At 71.9% G+C, this 21,326-nt stretch carries 16 protein-coding genes and 2 pseudogenes; 12 read left to right on the forward strand and 6 right to left on the reverse strand.

Features of this window, described 5'->3' with window-relative positions:
* The first annotated feature begins 63 nt into the window (after window positions 1-63).
* Window positions 64-1,188 carry a uroporphyrinogen-III synthase gene (locus ACIRJP_RS16200; RefSeq protein ID WP_404173619.1) on the forward strand — a complete coding sequence of 375 codons (1,125 nt, stop codon included), beginning with the start codon at window positions 64-66 and terminating at the stop codon, window positions 1,186-1,188.
* The gene (locus ACIRJP_RS16205) at window positions 1,185-1,958 is read left to right on the forward strand and encodes a sirohydrochlorin chelatase (RefSeq protein WP_404173622.1); all 774 of its coding nucleotides are present in this window, start codon (window positions 1,185-1,187) and stop codon (window positions 1,956-1,958) included. The genes ACIRJP_RS16200 and ACIRJP_RS16205 overlap by 4 nt, the downstream gene beginning before the upstream one ends.
* Here the strand turns inward: ACIRJP_RS16205 and ACIRJP_RS16210 are convergent.
* On the reverse strand, window positions 1,942-2,562 hold the full coding sequence (locus tag ACIRJP_RS16210; RefSeq protein ID WP_266735141.1) for an L-threonylcarbamoyladenylate synthase: 621 nt from the start codon (window positions 2,560-2,562) through the stop codon (window positions 1,942-1,944). The two genes, ACIRJP_RS16205 and ACIRJP_RS16210, sit on opposite strands and share 17 nt — an antisense overlap.
* A 200-nt stretch (window positions 2,563-2,762) precedes the next feature.
* Between ACIRJP_RS16210 and ACIRJP_RS16215 the strand changes: the two genes are divergently transcribed.
* The 5 genes and pseudogenes from ACIRJP_RS16215 (at window position 2,763) to ACIRJP_RS16235 (ending at window position 7,668) form a co-directional block, all read left to right on the forward strand.
* Window positions 2,763-3,233, forward strand: coding sequence for a GreA/GreB family elongation factor (locus ACIRJP_RS16215; RefSeq protein ID WP_404173626.1), 471 nt, complete (start codon window positions 2,763-2,765; stop codon window positions 3,231-3,233).
* 102 nt (window positions 3,234-3,335) lie between these two features.
* Window positions 3,336-3,485: pseudogene (locus ACIRJP_RS16220) on the forward strand (leucine zipper domain-containing protein); the annotation flags it as partial.
* Window positions 3,484-3,948 (forward strand): annotated as a pseudogene (locus ACIRJP_RS16225) (isochorismatase family protein); the annotation flags it as partial. The pseudogenes ACIRJP_RS16220 and ACIRJP_RS16225, both read left to right, overlap by 2 nt.
* Window positions 3,949-4,036: 88 nt before the next feature.
* The gene (locus ACIRJP_RS16230) at window positions 4,037-6,097 is read left to right on the forward strand and encodes a DUF4139 domain-containing protein (protein WP_404173629.1); all 2,061 of its coding nucleotides are present in this window, start codon (window positions 4,037-4,039) and stop codon (window positions 6,095-6,097) included.
* 8 nt (window positions 6,098-6,105) lie between these two features.
* Window positions 6,106-7,668, forward strand: a complete 1,563-nt coding sequence (locus ACIRJP_RS16235; RefSeq protein ID WP_404173632.1) for a mucoidy inhibitor MuiA family protein — start codon at window positions 6,106-6,108, stop codon at window positions 7,666-7,668.
* 25 nt (window positions 7,669-7,693) lie between these two features.
* On the opposite strand, the gene ACIRJP_RS16240 is transcribed toward ACIRJP_RS16235, so the two are convergent.
* Both ACIRJP_RS16240 and ACIRJP_RS16245 read right to left on the reverse strand, forming a co-directional pair.
* Entirely contained in the window at window positions 7,694-8,791 is a 1,098-nt protein-coding gene (locus ACIRJP_RS16240; RefSeq protein ID WP_404173635.1) for a hypothetical protein, read from the reverse strand.
* The gene (locus ACIRJP_RS16245; RefSeq protein ID WP_404173638.1) at window positions 8,788-10,050 is read right to left on the reverse strand and encodes a hypothetical protein; all 1,263 of its coding nucleotides are present in this window, start codon (window positions 10,048-10,050) and stop codon (window positions 8,788-8,790) included. The genes ACIRJP_RS16240 and ACIRJP_RS16245 overlap by 4 nt, the downstream gene beginning before the upstream one ends.
* 688 nt (window positions 10,051-10,738) lie before the next feature.
* Between ACIRJP_RS16245 and ACIRJP_RS16250 the strand changes: the two genes are divergently transcribed.
* The 3 genes from ACIRJP_RS16250 (at window position 10,739) to ACIRJP_RS16260 (ending at window position 14,489) form a co-directional block, all read left to right on the forward strand.
* Window positions 10,739-12,151, forward strand: coding sequence for a family 2B encapsulin nanocompartment shell protein (locus tag ACIRJP_RS16250; protein WP_404173641.1), 1,413 nt, complete (start codon window positions 10,739-10,741; stop codon window positions 12,149-12,151).
* Window positions 12,152-12,284: 133 nt separating this feature from the next.
* Window positions 12,285-13,592: a family 2 encapsulin nanocompartment cargo protein terpene cyclase gene (locus ACIRJP_RS16255; RefSeq protein ID WP_404173644.1), complete on the forward strand. Its 1,308-nt coding sequence runs from the start codon at window positions 12,285-12,287 to the stop codon at window positions 13,590-13,592.
* Window positions 13,593-13,607: 15 nt separating this feature from the next.
* A complete protein-coding gene (locus ACIRJP_RS16260) occupies window positions 13,608-14,489 on the forward strand; it encodes a geranyl diphosphate 2-C-methyltransferase (protein WP_404173647.1) in 882 nt (293 codons plus the stop codon).
* Window positions 14,490-14,552: 63 nt separating this feature from the next.
* On the opposite strand, the gene ACIRJP_RS16265 is transcribed toward ACIRJP_RS16260, so the two are convergent.
* The 3 genes from ACIRJP_RS16265 to ACIRJP_RS16275 all read right to left on the reverse strand — a co-directional run bounded on the left by ACIRJP_RS16265 (window position 14,553) and on the right by ACIRJP_RS16275 (window position 18,764).
* Entirely contained in the window at window positions 14,553-16,784 is a 2,232-nt protein-coding gene (locus ACIRJP_RS16265) for a PQQ-binding-like beta-propeller repeat protein (protein ID WP_404173650.1), read from the reverse strand.
* Window positions 16,785-17,166: 382 nt separating this feature from the next.
* Entirely contained in the window at window positions 17,167-17,841 is a 675-nt protein-coding gene (locus ACIRJP_RS16270) for a CBS domain-containing protein (RefSeq protein ID WP_404173653.1), read from the reverse strand.
* A 35-nt stretch (window positions 17,842-17,876) separates the two neighbouring features.
* The gene (locus ACIRJP_RS16275) at window positions 17,877-18,764 is read right to left on the reverse strand and encodes a universal stress protein (protein ID WP_404174056.1); all 888 of its coding nucleotides are present in this window, start codon (window positions 18,762-18,764) and stop codon (window positions 17,877-17,879) included.
* A gap of 219 nt (window positions 18,765-18,983) precedes the next feature.
* On the opposite strand from ACIRJP_RS16275, the gene ACIRJP_RS16280 reads away from it, so the two are divergent.
* Both ACIRJP_RS16280 and ACIRJP_RS16285 read left to right on the forward strand, forming a co-directional pair.
* A complete protein-coding gene (locus tag ACIRJP_RS16280) occupies window positions 18,984-19,574 on the forward strand; it encodes a hypothetical protein (RefSeq protein WP_404173656.1) in 591 nt (196 codons plus the stop codon).
* A 66-nt stretch (window positions 19,575-19,640) separates the two neighbouring features.
* Entirely contained in the window at window positions 19,641-21,326 is a 1,686-nt protein-coding gene (locus tag ACIRJP_RS16285) for a hydrogenase maturation protein (RefSeq protein ID WP_404173659.1), read from the forward strand.

A 21,326-nucleotide genomic window follows, 5' to 3' on the forward strand; every position in this document is an offset into this window, starting at 1 on the left:
CGCTTACGACGACGTGATGAGGGTGCAACGTGACCGAAACAGCGCCGCCGGAACCTTCAGAACATGAACAGCACCCAGCCCGCGGGCCCGCTCGTCGGCTTCACCATCGGCGTCACCGCCGCGCGCCGGCGGGAGGAGCTCGTCGCGCTGCTGCGCCGGCGCGGGGCCACGGTGGTCGAGGCGCCCGCGCTGCGGATCCTCCCGCTGGAGGACGACGCGGCGCTGCGCCGGGCCACCGCGCGCTGCCTGACCGGGCCGCTCGACTATGTGGTGGCGACCACCGGGGTCGGCTGGCGCGGCTGGCTGAGCGCGGCCGACGGCTGGGGGTACGGCGCGCGGCTGGCCGAGGTGTGCCGGGAGGCCGTGGTGCTCACCCGCGGTCCGAAGGCGACCGGTGCGGTGCGTGCCGGGGGCCTGAGCGAGACCTACTCCCCCGTGACCGAGACCACCGACGCGCTGCTGACCTGGCTGCTGGCGCGCGAACTGCCCGGCAGACGGATCGCCGTGCAGGAGCACGGAGTGCCGCTGGACGCCTTCTCCGCCGCGCTGCGCGAGCGGGGCGCCCAGGTGATCCCGATCCCGGTCTATCGCTGGGGCCCGCCGGCCGATCCGTCGCCGCTGCGCCGGCTGGTCGAGCAGACGGTCCGTCGCGAACTGCACGCGCTCACCTTCACCAGCGCGCCCGCGATCGACGCCTTCCTCGCTGCGGCGGCCGGACTCCGGCTCGGCGACGAGGTGTTGACCGCACTGCGGGAGGACGTGCTGCCGGTCTGTGTGGGGCCGGTCTGCGGCAGGCGGCTGGAGGAGGCCGAAGTCGACGTGCTTTTCCCCGAGAGGGGGCGGCTCGGTGCCATGGTGCGGACCGTCGAGGCCGCACTGTCGGCGCACGCCCGGCGTGAAGTACGCGCCGGCCCCAGCACCTTGGTGCTCCAGGGCAATGCCGTACTGATCGACGACGACCCGCCGGTGCGGCTTCCGCCGCTGCTCGCGGCCGTGCTGCGGGCGCTGGCCGAGCAGCCGGGGCGGGTGCTCAGCCGGGCCGAACTGCTGCGCCGCGTCTGGGGCACCGGCCAGGCCGACGAGCACGCGGTGGAGGCGGCGGTCGCCCGGCTGAGAGGGGCGCTGGACGGACATGCCCGGCTGGTGCGTACGGTCCCCAAACGCGGCTACAGCCTGGCGACGGCATGAGGGACGAGACCGCGGCGCCGACCCTGCTGGCCGTGGCGCACGGCACCCGTGACCGGGCGGGCATCGCCGCCTACCGGGCGTTGCTCGACCTGGTGCGTGCCCAGCGGTCCGGTCTGACGGCCGAGCTGTCCTTCCTGGACCTCGCGCTGCCGACGCCGGCCCAGGTGCTCGCCGCCCGTCGTGGTCCGGTGGTGCTGGTCCCGCTGCTGCTGAACACCGGCTACCACGTGACGGTGGACCTGCCCGCCGTCCGGGCCGCCGCGCCCCACCCCGGCATCCGGCAGGCGGCGCCGCTCGGCCCGGACCCGTTGCTGGCCGCCGCCCTGGCCGACCGGCTCGCGGAGGCCTGCCGACTCTCGCAGGCGGGCCGGAGCGCGGGCGGCCACGGACCGTCCGGGCCCGACGCCGTCGTGCTGGCGGCCGCCGGGTCCACCGATCCGGTGGCCCGTGCGGACACCGAGACGATGGCCGGTCTGCTCCGGGAGTGGCTCGGGCGCCCGGTGGTCGCCGCCTACCTCTGCGCGAACGCGCCGTCACCGGCCGAGGCGGTACGGGCCCTGCGGGCCGCGGGTCACCGCCGGGTGGCGGTGGCCCGCCATCTGATGGCCCCGGGTCATTTCGCCCGCCGCGCGCAGGAAGCCGGCGGCTGCCTCGTATCGGCCCCGCTCGGCGCGCACCCCGACGTGGCACGCCTGGTGCTGAAGCGCTTCGACGAGGCGTCCGGGCGGGCGGCGCGGTGTCCGGCCGGGGCGGCTATTCGAACCGTGTGACGTCACCGGCGCCCCGGCGGACGATCTCGGGTTCGCCGCCGGAGAAGTCGATGACGGTGGTCGGCTCGGTGCCGCAGTCGCCCGAGTCGACGACGGCGTCCACCACGTGATCGAGGCGTTCCTTGATCTCCCAGCCCTGTGTCAACGGCTCGTCCTCGTCGGGCAGGAGCAGGGTGCTGGACAGGAGCGGTTCCCCGAGTTCGGCGAGCAGCGCCTGAGTGACGACATGGTCGGGGATCCGTACGCCGACCGTCTTCTTCTTCGGGTGCAGCAGCTGGCGCGGCACCTCTTTCGTGGCGGGGAGGATGAAGGTGTAACTGCCGGGCGTCGCCGCCTTGATCGCACGGAACACATCGTTGTCGACCTGCACGAACTGACCCAGCTGGGCGAAGTTCCGGCAGACGAGCGTGAAGTGGTGACGGTCGTCGAGGTTCCGGATCGAGCGGATCCTGCCGATCCCGTCTCGGCTGCCCAGTTGGCATCCCAGTGCGTAGCAGGAGTCTGTCGGGTACGCGACGAGCGCACCGGACCGGATGCTGTCGGCAACGCTGCTGATGGTGCGCCGCTGAGGATTCTCGGGGTGCACGTCGAAGTACTTCGCCATTCGCGGAGTCTAAGGGCAGTCCGGTATCCGTTCCTCGCTTCGAGGGGGACACCGCCGTATCGGGTGAGTGGCGGGCGGCTCCCGGCTCACCTCCACGGCGTGGGACTCACCACCGCAGCATGGAGATATGCCTGATATGTTACGAATATCACTGATGACCTGCGGTGCTGGACCGTGCCGCCCGTGCGACGGGAGCAGGAATGAACGGTGGACCCGAACCCATGAGCGCTGCCGGCCGCAGGGCTCTGGAACAGGAGCTCGCCGACCTGCGCACCGAGCGCGCCACCGTCGCCGCCACGCTGCGCGGCGGGGAGCAGGTGGGCGACCGGGCGGACGAGGCCGACGAATTGCAGCGCGGCATGCATCTCGACCGTCTGGACACCCGTATCGCGGAGATCGACGGCCGGCTCCGCGAGGCGGACGTCGCGGGGCCGCCCTCGACCGAACCGGTCGGCGTGGGCAGCACTGTGAAGGTGCGGTTCGCTGACGGCACGGAGATGACCATGCGGATCAGCGAGTTCCCCGACGCACAGGACCCGACGCTGGTCACCTCGGACAGCCCGCTCGGCAGCGCGCTGCTCGGCCGTCGCGCCGGCGAGACCGTCACTTATGACGCGCCCGGGGGACGTACGACCGCCGTCGTGGTGTCGGTGGGCGGCGAGAGCGCCTAGGTGTACTCGGCCATGAGGTTGGGGACTCGCGTCGGTAGTTGATCAAGAAGAGACCTCCGGGCGTAGTGGAGATGCCTGTCTTCACCACAACCGGAGGTCTTGATGGCCCACGCCAATGCCCGGCTGACCTTTCACGGCAGATGCCTTCTGGTACGCCGTGTCGTGCAGGACCTGCGTCCTGTGGCGCATGGGGCCAACGAGCTGGGAGTCTCGCGGCAGTGCGCGCATCGATGGGTGGCCCGCTTCCGGGCTTTCGCACGTGGCGGAGTTGAAGAAGTCGGCGACGCGACTCGGCATCCCGGTGCTCCACACCGCGCAGCCCGGTGGCCGGAGCCCGGAACAGCGCGGACTGCAACAGGTCTTCTGAGGTCCGGGTCTGCCGGCCGACCCGCACTCCGCCGCGATCGCCGAGGCCGTCGCACCCGACGAGGGCGACACGGTGCTCACCAAGTGGAAGTACATCGGCTTCGTCCGCACGACCTACTGAAACGCCTGCGTGAACAGGGCCGCGACCAGGTCGTCATCACCGGCGTCCACGCCCACATCGGCGTCCTCATGACCGCGTACGAAGGCCCGGATGCAGAACATCCGGGCCTTCGTGGTGGCCGACACGGTGGCCGACTTCTCCGCCGAGGACCACGCGATGGCCCTGCGCTGGGCGGCAGGCAGATGCGCCGTCGTCACGAGCACCCGGACCGTCTTCGAAGGGAACTGACCCATGCCTTCCGCCGGATTCGACGCGGGCGCGCGGACCGGCCCGGCGTAAGCTGCGTTCGGCATGGACACGGCTGGGGGCGGAGCACATGACGGATGAGTCGGCACAACGGTGGGGCTCGACCCTCGATTCGGTCGTGGTGTACGCGCAGGGCGCGATCTGCCGACGCCTGGCCCGGGGCAGCGTGTCGCCCGACGGCCGGGTGCGGGTGACGGGGCTGCCCCGCTCGCTGGACCCGGGCTCGCTGCGGGCCGGTGTCCTCGGCTCCCCCGGTGTGCGCGTCACCGAGGCCCGAGTGGAGGTCGAGGCCGAGCCGGTCGGCTCGCGCGCCCCCGACGAGTTGCGGCGCGAGGTCGAGCGGCTCAGCGACGAGCACGCTGCCGCGCAAGGACGCCGGGACCGGCAGCTGAGCCTGATCGAGGAGGTCAGGGCTCTCCACCCGGTCCCGCCGCCCCGCAGGCGGGACGATCCGCACCGCCGCACCCCGGTCGAATCCTGGCTGGAGCTCGCCGGCTTCGTGGACGAGCGGCTGGCGGGGCTGCACAAACGGCTCGTCGAGCTGGAGGAGGCGCTGCGCGCCGTCGAGCACGAGCTCGACGGCGCCGCCGACAGGCTCGCGCGGGCCTCCACCGACGCGCCGTCGGCGCACGTGGAGACCACGGTCTGCGCGGTGCTCACCCTCGCCGGCACCGACAGCGACGCGGGTGACGCGGAGGTGGCGGTGGAGCTGGAGTACGGAGTGCCGGGCGCCGTCTGGGTGCCGGCCTACCGCCTCGGTCACCGTCAGGGCGACGGCAGCGGCAGGCTGATGCTGCGCGCCTCGGTCGCCCAGCGGACCGGCGAGGACTGGACCGGTGTCCGCATCGCCCTGGCCACCGCTGATCTCCGGCGCCGCACCGACCTGCCGAGGCTCCGCTCGATGCGGATCGGACGCAGCCAGGCCGCCCCCGCTCCCTCCGGCTGGCGCGAGCCCCCGGCCGGGCTCGTCGACCTGTTCTCCGGCTACGACGCGGCAGGTCCCGGCCCGGCCCCGGCACCAGCGGCGTCGGTGGGCGGCTACGCCCCCGCAGCGGCCGCGGCGGAGCCGGCTCTGCCACCTCCGCCTCCCCCGCCGCCCGCACCGACCCCGGCCCAGGCCCCGCTGAGCTACGGCGCTCCGCCGGCCGCGTTCCCGCCGCCGAGCGGCGGGTACGGCGCTCCCCCCACGGCCGCCTTCCGTGGCGGGCCCTACGCGGGTGCCCCAGGCGCCACCATGGCGCCCGCGGCACCCGGCGGCGCCGTGCCGCCGCCCCAACCGGCACCGGCAGCCGGTCCGCCTCAGCCGAGCGGCGCCGAACTCGACTATGCCGGCCTCGTCCTGTGCGGCCCCGAGGAGACGGGCGGTCGCAGGGGCCGGCTGTTTCCCGGCTCCCCCTTCGACCCGGTGGCGGCCGAGTACCGCCGCCGCGCCGAGGCGGTCGCCGCGCTGCCGCTGCCCCGTCAGGCAGTACGTCCCCGCGAGTCGGCGGGCTCCTTCGACCACCGCTTCGATGCCGCCACCCGCGCCGACATCCCGTCGGACGGCACCTGGCACACCGTCACCGTCGGCGAGATCCCGGTCGGTCTGCGTACCGAGTACCTCTGTGCGCCCTCCGTGGAGCAGACCGTGTACGCGACGCTGGTGCTCTCCAACTCCACCGACCAGGCTCTGCTGGCCGGCCCGGTGGAGATCACCGTCGACGACGACTACCTGCTGACCGCCGCACTGCCCACGCTCGCCCCCGGCGGGGTCCGCCGGGTGGGGCTCGGGCCGGCCGAGGGCATCCGGGTCACCCGCCGTACCAACGTGCACGAGTCCACCGCGGGCCTGCGCAACAACACCACCGTGCTCGACCACCGCGTCCACGTGGAACTGTCCAATGGGCTCGCGAGGCCCGTCACGGTGGAGGTCCACGAACGGGTGCCGGTCTCCTCCGAGCCGGACGTCCGGATCGAGGAACGGGCCGACTGGACGGCACCCGAGGAAGACACGGGGCCCGACCGGCACTCGCCGGGAACCCGCGTCTGGTGGCTCGACCTGCCCGCAGGCGCCACCGCCGCCCTCGACGGCGGTTACGAGATCCGCATCCCGACCGGCAAGGCCCTGGTCGGCGGCAACCGCAGGAGCTGACACACCACATGTCCACGGCCCCGAAGCCGATCGCCCTCCCCGTCACCGCCGTCACCTGTCTCGAGGACCGCGCCCACGTCGAGCGCGCCGTCGTGCTCGATCTGGAGGCCGGGATCCAGCGGCTGCGTCTCGGGCCGGTCAGCGCGCTGGCGGTCGACCGGACCCTGCATGCCGAGCTGACCGCCGACCACCCCGCGACCGTCCTCGACGTACGGATCGTCCGCAGCTGGACGCCGCGCGCGCCGTTGCCGCCCACGGAGGACGACTCCGCCCTGCGCCATCGCGTACACGCCCTCGAAGAGGAGCGGCAGGCCCTGGAGCAGCGGCGAGACCGGCTGAAGACCCGGCTCGGCCTGCTCGGCCGCCTCACCGCCGATCTGCTGCGGGAAATCGGCGAGGGCGCCGGCTCCGGGGAGACCGAAGCGGCCCGCTGGGCCCGGGAACTGGACCGGGTGGACACCGAACGCGACGAGCACGGCGAGCAACTCCGCTCCGCAGACGCCCGGTTGGCCGCCCTCAACAGCGAACTCGGGGCAGCCGAGCGGGCCATGCGGCTCGCCGAGGAGGAGCCGGCCGAACTGGTCGGCCATGTCGAGCTGACCGTGGAGGCCGTGGCCGCCGGGCCGGCCGGGCTGCGGCTGAGCCACCTCACCCCGTGTGCGCTGTGGCGGCCCGCCTACCGGGCCGTGCTCGACGGGGACTCCCTGACGCTGGAGACCGACGCGATGGTCTGGCAGCGCACCGGCGAGGACTGGTCGGACGTACGGCTGACACTGTCGACGGCCCGGTCGGCGCTGGCCACCGATCCGCCACGGCTGGACGAGGACCGGCTGACCCTCAAGGACCGCTCCGCGGCGGAGCGCCGCACGATCGACGTCGAGCTGCGCGAGGAGGAGATCGGGGTCCTCGGCCCGGCCCCGGTGCTCGGTCTGCCGGGAGTGGACGACGGCGGCGAGGCGCGGGTGCTGAGATCCCCCGCGCCGGTCTCGGTGCCCGGTGACGGCCGCGCCCACCGGGTGCCGCTCTCCGCCTTCACCGCGGCCGCGCGCAGCGAGTACGCCTGCTCACCGGAGTTGTCCCCACTGGTCACCCAGGTGGTGCGGTTCGACAACCTGTCCGGCCACGCGCTGCTCGCCGGGCCCGTGGACCTGGTGCGCGGCAGCGGCTTCGTCGGCCGCGGCACGCTGGACTTCACCGCCCCCGGCGCACCCGCCGAGCTGGCCTTCGGCAGCTGCGACGACTACCGGGTGGTCCGGCGTGCCGAGGAGTCCCGCGACTCCACCGGGATCACCCAGCGGACCGTGGTCACCCGCAAGGTCCGGCTGCACCTGTCCCGGTTCTCCGCCCCCGGGGAGCACGACGAGCGGATGGTCGTCCTTCGGGAGCGGGTCCCGGTCTCCGAGGTCTCGGCGGTGGAGATCCGGCTGCGGAAGGGTTCGTGCTCCCCGGCGCCCGACGCGGTCGACGCCGAGGGCATCGCCCGCTGGGACGTCCCGCTCCCGCCCGGCGGCCGCCGCACGGTCACCCTGGTCTACGAGGTGTCGGCGAGCGCCAGGGTCACCGGGCTCTGAGTCCGGTGGACGGCTGCTCGCGATGTCACGGAGTGGCCGGGGCGGAACATCCGTGGCCCTTCGCCGAGCGCTCGGCGAAGGCCCGCAGTGCCGCACGTTCGTAGGCAAGGTCCGCGTCGCTTCCGGGGTACTTGCGGCGCTCGCCCCTCTCGGCCGACGGCTGCAGAGTGAACAGGGCCTGGCCGTCGGGGCACTTGGCCGATGTCCAGCTCATCCGGCCGCCGGGGTCGCGCTGGTGCGCGGGGGTGTCGGCGTTCGGTGTGTCCTCGTACGAGTCCTCCGCGGCGAGAACCAACTGCTGTTGCGCATAGGGGCCGAAGTCCGCTTCCAGCACGTAGCGGGGCCTGCGGTCGGCGTCAGCGAGTCGGCACGTCTCGTGCGGGGCGCCCCCGCGGGCCGTCTCGGTGGCGATCGCCATGCCGTGTGCGGCGGGAATCCCGGAGCAGGTTCCCTGCGCAGTGCCGAGCGGTTCGTACTCGTCCCGGATCACCGGAAGTCCGAGGCTGCTGACGGGCTTCCCGAGCTCGGCTCCGCAGTGCCGGGCCTTCGAGACCCTGGACGCGGTGGAGGTGGCGATCCTGGTGAACCCCGGTCTTTCGGCCGGGTCGTCCAGTGACGCGTCGCCGGTTGTCGTGACGGATACGTACAAGCTCTTGGGACTGCGTGTCCCGGTGCACTTCAGGGCCAGACTCGTGGTCACGTCCTCGTACTCGGTGGCACTGAAGAGATCCGCCCTTGCGACGTCTTCCCGTCCGGCTCCGAAGAGCCCTGACCACCCGTGGCCGACCGGCACGGCGAAGACTGCCTGAGAGCCCGTGAAGAGGGAGTCCGGGTACTGTCCGGCCTGTGAGGTGTCGAGGATGCTGATCTCGACGGCGCCGCCACCGTAGACGTGCACCTCACACCCCACCAGGGCCGTGCCACGTCTTTCGTTCTCGACCTCGACGGCTCCCGCTCCGAGGACGCCGCGCACCACGTTCCGGTCGAGCAGGCCGTCGCAGGCTCCGTCGAGCGCCGACTCGTCGCTCCAGCGCTGGAAGTCGCCGTGCACCTGGAGATACCCGGCGACGACGACGGCCGCTACGACCAGGGCCACGACCGCCCGCAGGACGTTCCGTCTCACCGCCATCTCTCCACCTCTCCCAGGATCCTGGATTCATGACACCCCTGCTGCCGGGGCCAGCCGTCGGGGTCGGCGAGATAGCTGTCCATCAGCTTGCGGGCGTCCTTGGAGTACTTGGTCCGCTCAGCCTCAGTGAGCGTGTACGCACTGAGGTCGTTTGTCTCCATGCGGACGGTGACCCGGTGGTACGTGCTGCCCGCGGCACATTCCGACCCTGCCCACAGGGCGAGTTCGCGCGACCCCGAGTCCGGGATGTCCCTCGTCCGTTCCCCGTCGCGGAAGCCGAAGCTGTCACCGGAGCGTTCGTACTGGGCGTCGACCGGGTCCCTGAGCGGCCCGGACCAGCTCGCCGCCGAGACCTCGACGACCGCACCGTCGGGTGGTGTCGGATCCGTTTCCATCGGGTCCTCGCGGTTCAGGACGGTGGCAGTGCAGACGCTCACCAGCCGTGAGTCCTGCAGATCACCGCCGGCGGTCCACTTGCCCGGGAAACCCGCTCGCCTGCCGACCCCGCGGCACTTCTTCACGCCCAGACCCGGCTCGTCGACCCCCACGACCTCCATGTTGCCGCCGTCCGCGTCCTGGGTGACATGGGCCTCGTGCGTGTCGAGGACCCGCGTGGGCGGCTCCAGCGGGGAGCCGCCGCACTTCTGCGCGGCGGTGATCCCGTTGGCGACCTGGACCGCGGTACGGAAGCCGTAGAGATACCCGGCCGGCTTCCCCTTGCCGGGAACGGGCAGATCGACATCGGCCGCGACGTACATCCCCGACACCTCGCGGGCCCGCCCCGCCAGCCCGCCGGGGCACTCGGCGACGACCCATGTCCGCCCGCGCTCGTCCACCCGGCCGGTGAGTCCGGGCGCCTCGTACCCGTCGTTGTCGACGCCGGGCAGGATGTCCTTGGCCCGCAATGTCACCGGCATCCCGGATATGAGCGCGACGGCCCGCACCCGCACCGATCCGTGCCCCGGCCAGGTGACGGAGCAGTTCACCAGGGAATGGCTGTCCTCACCGGGATCGAGCACGGTGCCGTACTGACTCACCTCGCCCGCGACGTCGTCGGGCACGAGGCCCCGCAGCTCCTCGTACGGCAGCAGCCCCGCACAGGCACGCTTCAACTGCGCCCGGTTCGCCGCCATATGGCCACGCTCGTCCGACCGGCCGCCACCGCCCGAGAAGAACACCACCCCGGTGACGAGCAGCACGAGCGGCAGCCCTATGAACAACGGCTTGCGCAGCCATGACGGCACTCGGCCCACGGAGCCCCCTCCCCCAGTACCACTGGCGGATTCAAATCATCGCCGGCGGATCGAACAATGGAACCTATCAGAGCCCGTAGCCCCGACCGCTGGGGCTTCCAGGGCGCTGAAGGACGGCCGAGCACCGTCCTCTTCGGCTTGGTGCAACAGGCCTGGTCCCGCGCCCCCTTGCGGGTCCTTGCGCGCGTGGTTGCGCGCGTCGGGACCCGCGTCCCGGCCGTTGCGGCCGGATGCCGAACACCCTCCCCGCCTGCCCGCAGCCGCACTTCGTAGCTGCTCGTCGGACAAGCCCCTTTCGAGTCCGTGGGCGGGTCGCTCCACCGCTGGCTGAGCGGGTCCGTCCGCGGCGGTTCGCCCGGAAGTTGCGGGGCGCCGCGCCGCAGCCCGTCGACGCCGGCGCCCCTGCCGCCCTGACTCGTCGGCCCCACACCGCTGGAGCCGAACCGGCCACTCGCAGGGACGCGCCGCCGATCGCGGCTGGATCTCGCTGATACTCGGACAAACATCGCGCGAGCACGATCATCGTATCGAGTTAATGTCGGCAACTTTCCTTGGTCCGGAGGCCGAAGCGGCCATTAGTGTCCCTGTGGACCTGGACGGATTCCCGTTCACATACCCCTTTTCCCTCTTGTTGCCCCGCGGCGTCCGCATACGCACATCAACGCCCTCATCAAGGAGAGCTCGCCCGATGACCACTGACTCGAGCCCGGAAGCACAACTGGAGTTGCCCCGGCAATCCAGCCTGGGCACGGCGGCTGCCCGCAACCTCGCCACCACGACCAAATCCGCCCCGCAGATGCAGGAGATCACCTCTCGCTGGCTGCTGCGGATGCTCCCGTGGGTGGAGGCCCGGGGTGGGGCCTACCGGGTCAACCGTCGCCTGGCCTACACCGTCGGCGACGGGCGCGTGGACTTCGTCCAGGACGGCTCCGACGTCAGGGTGATCCCCCGTGAGCTCGGTGAACTGGCTCTGCTGCGCGGCTTCGACGACGCGGAGGTGCTGACGGCCATCGCCGACCGGTGCGTCCAACGCGACTTCCGGGCCGGCGAGACGCTGGTCGAGCGCGGGACGCCCGCGGACAAGCTCCACCTGATCGCCCACGGCCGCATCAAGCAGTCCTCCATGGGAAGTTACGACGACGAGGTCGCCCTGGACGTACTCGCCGACGGGGACCGATTCGGGGAGAACGTCCTCCTCGACGGGGACGCCCGGTGGGAGCAGACCGCCACCGCCGAGACCTCGGGCACACTGCTCACGCTGTCACGTGCCGACTTCGCGGCCGTGCTGTCCACGGCGCCGAGCCTCCGGGACCACCTCGAAGCGTTCTCATCGCTCTCCCGCCGGCGGCAGAACCACCGCGGTGAAGCGGAGATCGCGATGTCGGCCGGCCACACCGGCGAGCACGAGTTGCCCGGCGCGTTCGTCGATTACGAACTCGGTCCGCGCGAGTACGAACTCTCGGTCGCCCAGACCGTTCTGCGGATCCACACCAGGGTCGCCGACCTCTACAACGGGCCGATGAACCAGACCCAGGAGCAACTCAGGCTCACCGTCGAGGCGTTGCGCGAACGCCAGGAGCACGAGCTGATCAACAACCGGGAGTTCGGCCTGCTCCACAACGCCGACTTCAAGCAGCGCATCCAGACACACTCCGGCCCGCCGACGCCGGACGACATGGACGAACTGCTCTGTCGTCGCCGCGGTTCCAAGTTCTTCCTCGCGCACCCCCGGACGATCGCGGCGATCGGGCGTGAGTTCAACTCACGTGGGATCTATCCGGACCACGTCGACCTCGGCGGCCAGCAGGTCCCGGCCTGGCGCGGAGTCCCGATCCTCCCGTGCAACAAGATCCCCGTCACATCGGAGAAGACCAGCTCGATCCTTGTCATGCGCACCGGCGAGGAGAACCAGGGCGTCGTCGGTCTGCACCAGACCGGGCTGCCGGACGAGTACGAACCGGGTCTGTCGGTCCGCTTCATGGGCATCGACGAGAAGGCCATCATGTCCTACCTCGTCAGTACCTACTACTCCGCCGCGATCCTCGTGCCGGACGCGGTCGGCGTGCTGGAGAACGTGCAGATCGCCCGTTGGCCCAAGTAGCGGCCCGGTCCGAAGGGCCTGGTGCGACACCCCGAACGCCCCGGGGAAGTCGCGCGTGCCCGAAGGGCTTCGCGACAGCCCCCACCCCTGTCTTCGGGACAGGACAGCCGCCCACCCCACCGAGGAGCCACGGATGCCCACGCCTGAGCTGCCACCACCACAGTCGAGCCTGCCCGAGGCCGCCTCCCGCTTCGGTGCGTACGTACTCGCCGCAGCCGCCCGCGCCTGCGATGTCAAGGACGCCACCGGCGGCCCGCCGTCCACGCCTTCCCTGCCCGCGGCACCTGCGATTTCCGCGCCCGCCCCGCCTCCTCCCGACACCCCGGCAGTCGACGTACCCCCACCGGGCACCGGCCTGGAACGGATCCTGCGCGGCCCCAGTGGTCTGGGCACGGCGGGCCTGCGCCTGAGCCTGCGGGAGGAACCGCCGCCGCCTTCGGCCCCGCCGGCGCATACGACGGAAGGCACGCCGGTCCCGGGCCTCTACCACCACCCGGTGCCCGAGCCCGACCCGGTGCGGGTCGAGGAGGTCAGCCGAAGGATCAAGTCCTGGGCACTGGACGAGGTCTCCTTGTATCCCGAGGACTGGGAGGAGCAGTTCGACGGATTCTCCGTGGGCCGCTACATGGTCGGCTGTCATCCGGACGCGCCCACCATCGACCACCTGATGGTCGCCACACGCTTGATGGTGGCCGAGAACGCGGTGGACGACTGCTACTGCGAGGACCACGGGGGCTCGCCCATCGGCCTCGGCGAACGCCTTCTGCTGGCGCACACCGCCCTCGACCCCCTGCACACGACTGAGGAGTACCAGCCGCAATGGGCCGAGTCCCTCCACGCGGACGCGCCCCGGCGCGCCTACCGCTCCGCGATGGAGTATTTCGTCCGAGCGGCGAGCCCGTCCCAGGCGGACCGGCTCCGGCACGACATGGCCCGGCTTCACATGGGGTACCTCGCCGAAGCGGCCTGGGCCCAGCTGGACCACGTTCCGGAGGTATGGGAGTACCTGGCGATGCGCCAGTTCAACAACTTCCGTCCCTGCCCCACCATCACCGACACCGTCGGCGGCTACGAACTGCCGGCGGACCTGCACGCCCAGCCTGGCATGCAGAGGGTCATCGCCCTCGCGGGAAACGCGACGACCATCGTGAACGACCTCTACTCGTACACCAAGGAACTCGCTGCTCCCGGCCGGCACCTGAACCTGCCCGTCGTGATCGCCGAACGTGAGGGCCTCTCCGACCGGGACGCCTATCTGAAGTCGGTCGAGGTCCACAACGACCTCATGCACGACTTCGAGGCCGAAGCCGCCGCCCTGACCGCCGCCTGCCCCTCCCCGAACGTGCAGCGCTTCCTGCGGGGCGTGGCCGCGTGGGTCGACGGCAACCACAACTGGCACCAGTCCAACACCTATCGCTACAGCCTGCCCGACTTCTGGTAAGAGAATGGAATCATCGTGACCGACACCCAAATCACCGCCGCCTCCGCCTCCCTGCGCATCCCCCGCCCGGCGACGCCCTACCAGAGCGACATCGCCCGCTACTGGGACGGAGAGGCCAGGCCCGTGAACCTGCGTCTCGGCGATGTCGACGGCCTCTACCACCACCACTACGGCATCGGTGAAGTCGACCGCTCCGCACTCGGCGACGCCGAGGACAGCGAGAGCGAGAAGAAACTCATCGCCGAACTCCACCGGCTGGAGTCGGCGCAGGCGGAGTTCCTCCTGGGGCACCTCGGCGACATCGGGCGTGACGACACCCTGGTGGACGCCGGCTGTGGCCGCGGCGGCTCGATGGTGATGGCGCACCAGCGCTTCGGATGCAAGGTCGAAGGTGTCACGCTGTCGGCCAGGCAAGCCGACTTCGCCAACAACCGTGCCCGTGAACTCCGCCTCCAGGACCACGTCCGCGCACGCGTCTGCAACATGCTCGCCATGCCCTTCGAGACCGGGTCGGCCGCGGCCTCCTGGAACAACGAGTCGAGCATGTATGTCGATCTGCACGACCTCTTCGCCGAGCATTCCCGCGTCCTCGCGGTCGGCGGACGCTACGTGACCATCACCGGCTGCTGGAACCCCCGGTACGGCCAGCCCTCGAAGTGGGTCTCGCAGATCAACGCGCACTTCGAGTGCAACATCCACTCGCGCCGGGAGTACCTGCGCGCCATGGCCGACAATCGGCTCGTGCCACAGGCCGTCGTCGACCTCACCCCCGACACCCTGCCCTACTGGGAGCTGAGGGCCACGTCTTCGCTGGTCACGGGAATCGAGGACGCGTTCATCAACTCCTACAGGGACGGGTCCTTCCAGTACCTGCTCATCGCGGCCGACCGCGTCTGACCTCCTGCTGACCGGGAGGGCCCGTCCCGACGGAACGAGCCCTCCCCCGCAACCCCGCCGAGGTCAGCTCGACTTCGGCGGCTTCTGCGTGTCGAAGGCGAAGAGGGTGTTCTTCGCCGCGGCCACGATCACCACACGCCCCGCGACGGTCACGCGCGGGCTCGCGCCCAGCTCACCCGTCAGACCATCGGCCTGCGGATCGGTTGTCCACAGTGGCTTGCCGTCGGACGGTGACAGCGCGACCACCCGGCCGGTGGCCGAGCTGAAATACAGCGAGCCGTCTCCCGCCACGGGACCCGACGCACCCTCCACGCTCGTCTGCCGGGACCACTTCTTCCGGCCGGTCGCGGGGTCGAGCGCCGTGATGAGACCGGTCTGGCCGCTCACGTAGAGGGTGCCGTCCGCCATGCCGGGCGTCCCCTCGTACGTCTTGGCAAGCCGGGAGTACGTGACCTTCCGCGAGGCCGGGTCGACCTGCGCCACCGCGTTGTAGCCGGCCAGTTCCCATCCCTCCTTGTGCTCCTTGAGGAGTACGAGCCTGCCGTCGGCGACGCCCATCGGCACGGCGGGACCGTCGACCGCGATGGCCCTGCCCAGCGTCCCCGAGGCGCGGTCGACCGGGTACAGGGTGGAGTGGCGCACCTCCAGGCCATCCACCTCCGCGTCCGTCGCGCACATCGCGAGGAGCTGCGGGCCCACAGGGACGGGAGCGCACTGCGTCCCCGCGGGGAACGGCGTCCGCCAGGCGACCGTACCGCTGTGCGCGTCCCGGGCCTCGAAGCGGGAGTTGGAGGCGTCGACCGTCACAACGGCGGAGCCGACCACAACGGCGTCCTGGGTCCGGCCCGTGACGGCCTGCGACTGGGCGCCGGACGGCACGGACCACAGCTCCCGGCCGCTGTCCGCGTCAATGGCCACCACCTCGTCGAGAGCGCCTTGCGGGGCGCCCTGGGCGGCGAAGCGGTAACCGAGCACAGTGTCGTCGGTGGCGCCCACCATGTGCATGCCCTGGACGGGGACGCCCGGACTCTTCACCGTCCACGCCCGCGAGCCGTCCGAGGCCCTGATACGGGTCGCGACCACGCCTCCGCCCCCGCAGAACAGCGCGTCGCCGCGCGCGACGCAACGCAGTTCGTCGGGGGTGTCCTCGCTGCCGCCCCGCACAGTCGTGCGCCACGACGTGAAGCCGTCCGGAAGCGAGGCACCCGGCGTCGCAATGGTGTCGTCCGGGTCGCCGCCGCCGTTCCCCCCGAAGCCGCCCGCCTGCAGGGCGGCGACTCCCCCGCCGATCGCCGTCACCGCGACCGCGGCCGCGAGCACGGGACGCCATCGGCGACGGAGACGGCGGCCGATGGTGCCGGTGCTCCCCGTGCCGGGACCGGCCGGGGCGGTGGTCGGTGCCGGGGTGGCCGGCGTCGCGAAGTGATGCTGGGTGATCATGTCGCGGGTGCGGCCGGCGCCGCTCCCCTGCGCATCGATCCCGCCGAGGTCGGCCGGCAGGTCCCGCAGGAGCACCATGAGTTCGCCCGCCGAGGGGCGCCCTTCGGCGTCCTTGGCCAGGCACGACTCGACGACCGCGCGCAAGGCCTCCGGCACGGCGTCCAGCGACGGTTCCTCGTGCACCACCTGGTACGCCGTCAGGTACGGGCTGTCCGCGTCGAAGGGCCCGCGGCCCGTCGCCGCGTACACCAGCAGCGTGCCCAGCGAGAAGACGTCGGACCGCGGCCCCACGTCGCGCGGTGCCTGTAGCTGCTCCGGCGACATGAAGGGCGGCGTGCCGATGACCCGCCCCGTCATCGTCAGCGTCTGCTGGTCCGCGGCGCGCGAAATGCCGAAGTCGATGACGCGCGGGCCCTCGGGGGAGAGCACGACGTTCGAAGGCTTCAGGTCACGGTGGACGACCCCCACCCGGTGGATGTCGCGCAGCGCCTCCGCCAGCCCGATGCCGAGCCTCCGCAGCTCCGCTCCGTTCAGCGGGCCATCCGCCGCGATGCGCTGGGCGAGCGTGGGCCCCTCGATGTAGGTCGTCGCCATCCACGGCTGCTCGGCCTCAGGGGCGGCGTCGACCACGGCGGCGGTGAACGCGCCGCTCACCCGCCTCGCCGCGGCCACCTCCTGCCGGAAGCGGATGCGGAACTCGTCGTCCGCCGCGAACTGCTGATGGATCAGTTTGATCGCGACAGGCCGCCCCGAGCTCGTACGGGCCAGAAAGACCGTGCCCATGCCACCCGAGCCGAGGCGCGCCTCAAGCGGATAACCGCCGATCTCGGCCGGGTCACCTCCCCGCAGCGACACTCTTCCCTGCCTCCCGTCCCCCGTGCGGCTCTGCCGCGACGGGCCTGCGTATCCGTACTGCACACAAACTAGCCGCAGGGCAGTACGGCAGGGCAAAGCGGGTGACGTAGAGGGAACCCGGGGCCGCTCCCGTGCCGTGGGACACCACACGGTGCGGACCACCTCCGCACCAGCGCCTGGTTCGGGGCAGCTCTGACGCCGTCCTGGCCGTCACCGTCAAGAATTCGGGAAAAGACCGGCACGCGGCACCAAGAACGCGCCGGCACCCGACCCGACCGGCCGAGAACGGGCGCACGCTGGGCGAACCCATGCACGGAGGAGCTCCCGCCCCATGTCCGTTCTCAGCTCAGAGTCCAGTGCGGCACCGAGCGCCGAGGTGCCCTCACGTGCCGTCGGGTGAACTCGGTACGTCGTCGGTCCGGTAGGACAGGTGCTCGGCGACGGACACCACACCGTCGACGCTCCTGCACAGCCGTTCGATGACGGGAATCAGGCTCTTGAACTCGACGGATCCGCTGAGGACCACCTCCCCCTGCCGGACCTCGGCCGTCACCGCCGAGGGAGCGAGGCCCATCGTCTGCTGCAACACGTCCCGGTCGATCTCCTCACGGATGGCATCATCGTGGCGGAGAAAGACCCGTAGCAGGTCTCTGCGGCTGACGATGCCCAGCAGCTTGTCCGTCTCGTCCACGACGGGAAGGCGTTTCACGTCCTGCACCTCCATGAGGCGGGCGGCCTCGACAACAGTCCACTCCGGCCGCGCGCACACCGCGGGAGCCGACATCAGCTCCTCGGCCCTGGCCCCCTCGGCCTTGGCCCGCTCCCACGCCTCCAGATGCGGGATCGGTGTCCGGCCGGTCGGATCGGTCAGGTCGGCGGACTTGCGCAGCAGGTCGGCCTCGGACACGACGCCCATGGGCCGGTCCAGTTCGTCCACCACGGGCAGCGCGGTGACATCGTTCTCCGCCAGCAGTTCGACGATCTCCTTGAACGGCAGGTCACGTCGCGCCCGCACGACGTTCCGGGTCATGAGCTCTGCAACGGTTCGGTGATGCATGTGACTCGCCTTTCGGGGGTGCTGGTCAGAGGCGTTCATGTATCGGGCCGATCAGGAAGCGGTACGACGGCCACCGGGCAGTCGGCGTGGTGGAGCAGGACATGGGCGACGCGGCCGAGTCGAGGTCCCAGGTGGCCCGTGCGGTGCTGTGCCCCTACGACGACCAGGTCCGCCGCGGCCGAGCGTTGCACCAGTACCCTCACGGCCTTTCCCTCGACCGCCGCCGAGCGCAGCCGGACCGTCGGGTTCTCGCGCACGGCCTCGGCCACCGCCTCGTCGATCAGGGTCGCCGCACGTTCCTTGCAGTAGAGGTGCGGCTCGTCGACGGTACGCGGGTGGTCGGCGCGGTCGTGCGAGGAGCAGTGCCAGGCGTGTACGGCATCGAGTTCGCAGTCCCTCGCCCCGGCCTCGCGGAAGGCGAACCGGACCGCCGCCGGTCCTTTCTCGGGATCCCCGACACCCAGGAGGATCCGCCCGTGCCCGCCTTCGATTCCGGGCCTGTCGCCGCGCACGACGACGACGGGACACGGGGCCCGCGCGGCCACGGCCAGGCTGACCGAGCCGAGCAGAAGTCCGGCTGGCCCGCCACGGCCTCGCTCCCCGGTGATCAGCGCCTCGGCATGGCGCCCCTCCCGCAACAGCGCTGTCACCGCGTCCCCAGGCGTCACCTCGGCCGAGACATCGACCTCCGGACGACGGCGGTGGACCCGCTCGGCGGCGGATCCGGCAACGCGGCCGGCGAGCGCCCGCTCCGAAGGGCGGCCCAGAGCGAGTGCGAGTGCGGCGCCCTCGTACCGCACCGGCCTGGACACGCACACCAGCCGCAGTGGCAGCCCTCGCAGGGCTGCCTCATCGGCGGCCCAGTCGAGCGCCCTCAGACTGCTCTCCGTGCCGTCCACACCCACGACCAGGGGCAGCTTCATCATCCCCGCCGCCTTCCGTTCACCTGATGGAGCGAGCGCCTGTTCCCACAGTCGCACCGGCGCAGGCCCCCGGTGAGGGCCGGTCCGGCCCGGACGGGGAACGTTCGGCCCTCCTCGGGATCCGGCCGGACCGCGTCGCGAGGCGCGCGGAAGGCTGCGGTGGAGGGACCGGGCGGGCCGGCGGCACGGGCCGGACGGCCCAAGCCCAGGAACCACGCAGTGGCCTGGCAGGGTGCCTTCGACGCCTGTCTGTCGGCCGCGGGCGGGCAGCGCGCGTTCGATCCGGTGGCCGACTGTCTCCACCATGTCGACGGCCGGTCACGGCTGGACGGAGCCGCCGGATTCCTCGCCTCCCGGGGGCTGGACCTGCCGCTCGGCGATCCCGGCGACGCGCCGGGCACCGCCACGGTGTGGGCCGTCGCGGCCCGCAAGGAGGAGCTGCTCACCGCGAGCGTGCGTGCGCACGGCGTCGCCGCCTCGCCAGGTACCGTCCGTCTGCTGCACGCACTGGGGCGGGAGCGGGTGGCCTGTGCCGCGGTTTCGGCGTCGCGCCACGCGACCGAGCTGATGGCGGGTGAGGACACCGTCTCGCAGATCGAGCGACCGGTCCGCCTTCACCACACCTGTGCGCCCGCGGGCAGGAGCGGTCGCCCCCGCGGCCGGAGTCCGCGCCACCGGCTGTCACGGCGGCGGCCCTCACCCGCAGGAGGTGCGGTCCGGTGCTGTGAATCCGGCGAGCGAAGCAGTGCGTCGGATCGCTGTCCGCCCAGTGCGCTTCGGGTGAATTCCCGGCATGTTCCCGCCGGGTGAGTCCCTCCGAGCAAGAGCCCACATCCACGCTCGATCAGGACGGACCGCAGCCACCGGGAGATCGCCATGCACATCCTGCTTGTCGCAAGCGCCTTCAACAGCCTTACCCAACGTGTCCAGGCGGAGCTGAGGGACCACGGGCACTCGGTTGCCGTGCAGCTCGCGCACGACGAAGACCCGGTCCGCGAAGCCGTCCGCCGGGAGTGCCCGGACCTTGTCGTGGCGCCGTACCTGAAGACCGCGATCCCCAGGGACGTCTGGTCGGTCCACACCTGTCTCGTCGTCCATCCGGGGCCGGTCGGAGACCGCGGGCCCTCCTCCCTGGACTGGGCTGTCCACGAGGGAGCGGACCGCTGGGGCGTCACCGTGCTTCAGGCGAACGCGGAGATGGACGCGGGCGACGTCTGGGCGTCCGTGGCCTGTCCGCTGCCCCCGGTGGGCAAGAGCGACCTGTACCGCAACGAGATCTCGGACGCCGCCGTGGAGGCGGTGTTCCTGGCGGTCGGACGCTTCGCGTCGGGGGCGTACACCCCGGCGCCGCAGGCCCCCGGCACCGGCGAGGGCTGCCGCCCCCTGTTCCGCCAGTCGCTGCGTCGCATCGACTGGCAGTCGGACTCCACCGCGACGGTGGTCCGCAAACTCAGGGCGGCGGACTCCCAGCCCGGTGTGCTCGACGAGTTGCTGGGCGGCGAGTGGTTCCTGCACGGCGGGTATCCCGACTCCCGGCCGGGCGGGCGTCCGGGGGATGTGGTGGCCACCCGGGACGGCGCGATCTGCCGGGCGACCACCGACGGGGCGGTGTGGATCCCCGAGCTGCGGCCACGGCGGGCGCCGGGCGGCCCGGCCACCTTCAAGCTCCCCGCCACCTCGGCGCTGGCCGGACGTCTGTCCGCCGTGCCCGAGCGGCCGGCTCCGCTGCACCGGACCGGGGACGACGACACCTGGTCCGAGATCGGCTACCGGGAAGAGGCCGGAACCGGCTTTCTGTCGTTCTCGTTCCGTGGCGGCGCAATGAGCACGGAGCAGTGCCGACGCCTGCTGCGCGCCTACCGGTTCGCCTGCTCCCGGCCCACCTCGGTGCTGGTGGTCGGCGGCGGCCGGGACTTCTTCTCCAACGGCATCCACCTCAACGTGATCGAGGCGGCGGCCGATCCCGGCGCCGAGTCCTGGGCCAACATCAACGCCATGGACGATCTGGTGGAAGCGGTGCTGACCACCACCGACCGGCTCGTCGTCGCCGCCCTGTCCGGAAACGCCGCGGCGGGCGGGGTGATGCTGGCCCTCGCCGCCGACGAGGTGTGGTGCAGGGCGGGAGCGGTGTTGAATCCGCATTACCGCCTGATGGGGCTTTACGGATCGGAGTACTGGACGTACACGCTGCCGCGGCGGGTGGGGGCGCCGGCTGCCGACCGGCTCATGCGGGACGCCCTGCCGGTCAGCTCCACCGCGGCCCACCGGCTCGGGCTGGTCGACAGGGTGATCCCGTGCGCACCCCGGTCGTTCGACTCGGAGGTCGGCGCCCTGGCGACCCGCCTGGCAGCCCTGCCGGCGACCCAGTCCCGGATCCACGCGAAGAAGGAGGAGCGGGACCGGGTCGACCTGGCCGCGTACCGGGAGGCCGAACTCGTCCGCATGCACCGCATCTTCGCGGACCCGCACCACCCGTACCACCGGCTGCGCCGGGCCTTCGTCCGCAAGGAGCGCCCGGCGTCCGGCGCCGCGGTCCCACAGCTCCCGTTCCCCCAGGGCTGA

Origin of the sequence: Streptomyces sp. NPDC102437, from assembly GCF_044765565.1 — a bacterium.
Taxonomy (GTDB): Bacteria; Actinomycetota; Actinomycetes; order Streptomycetales; family Streptomycetaceae; genus Streptomyces.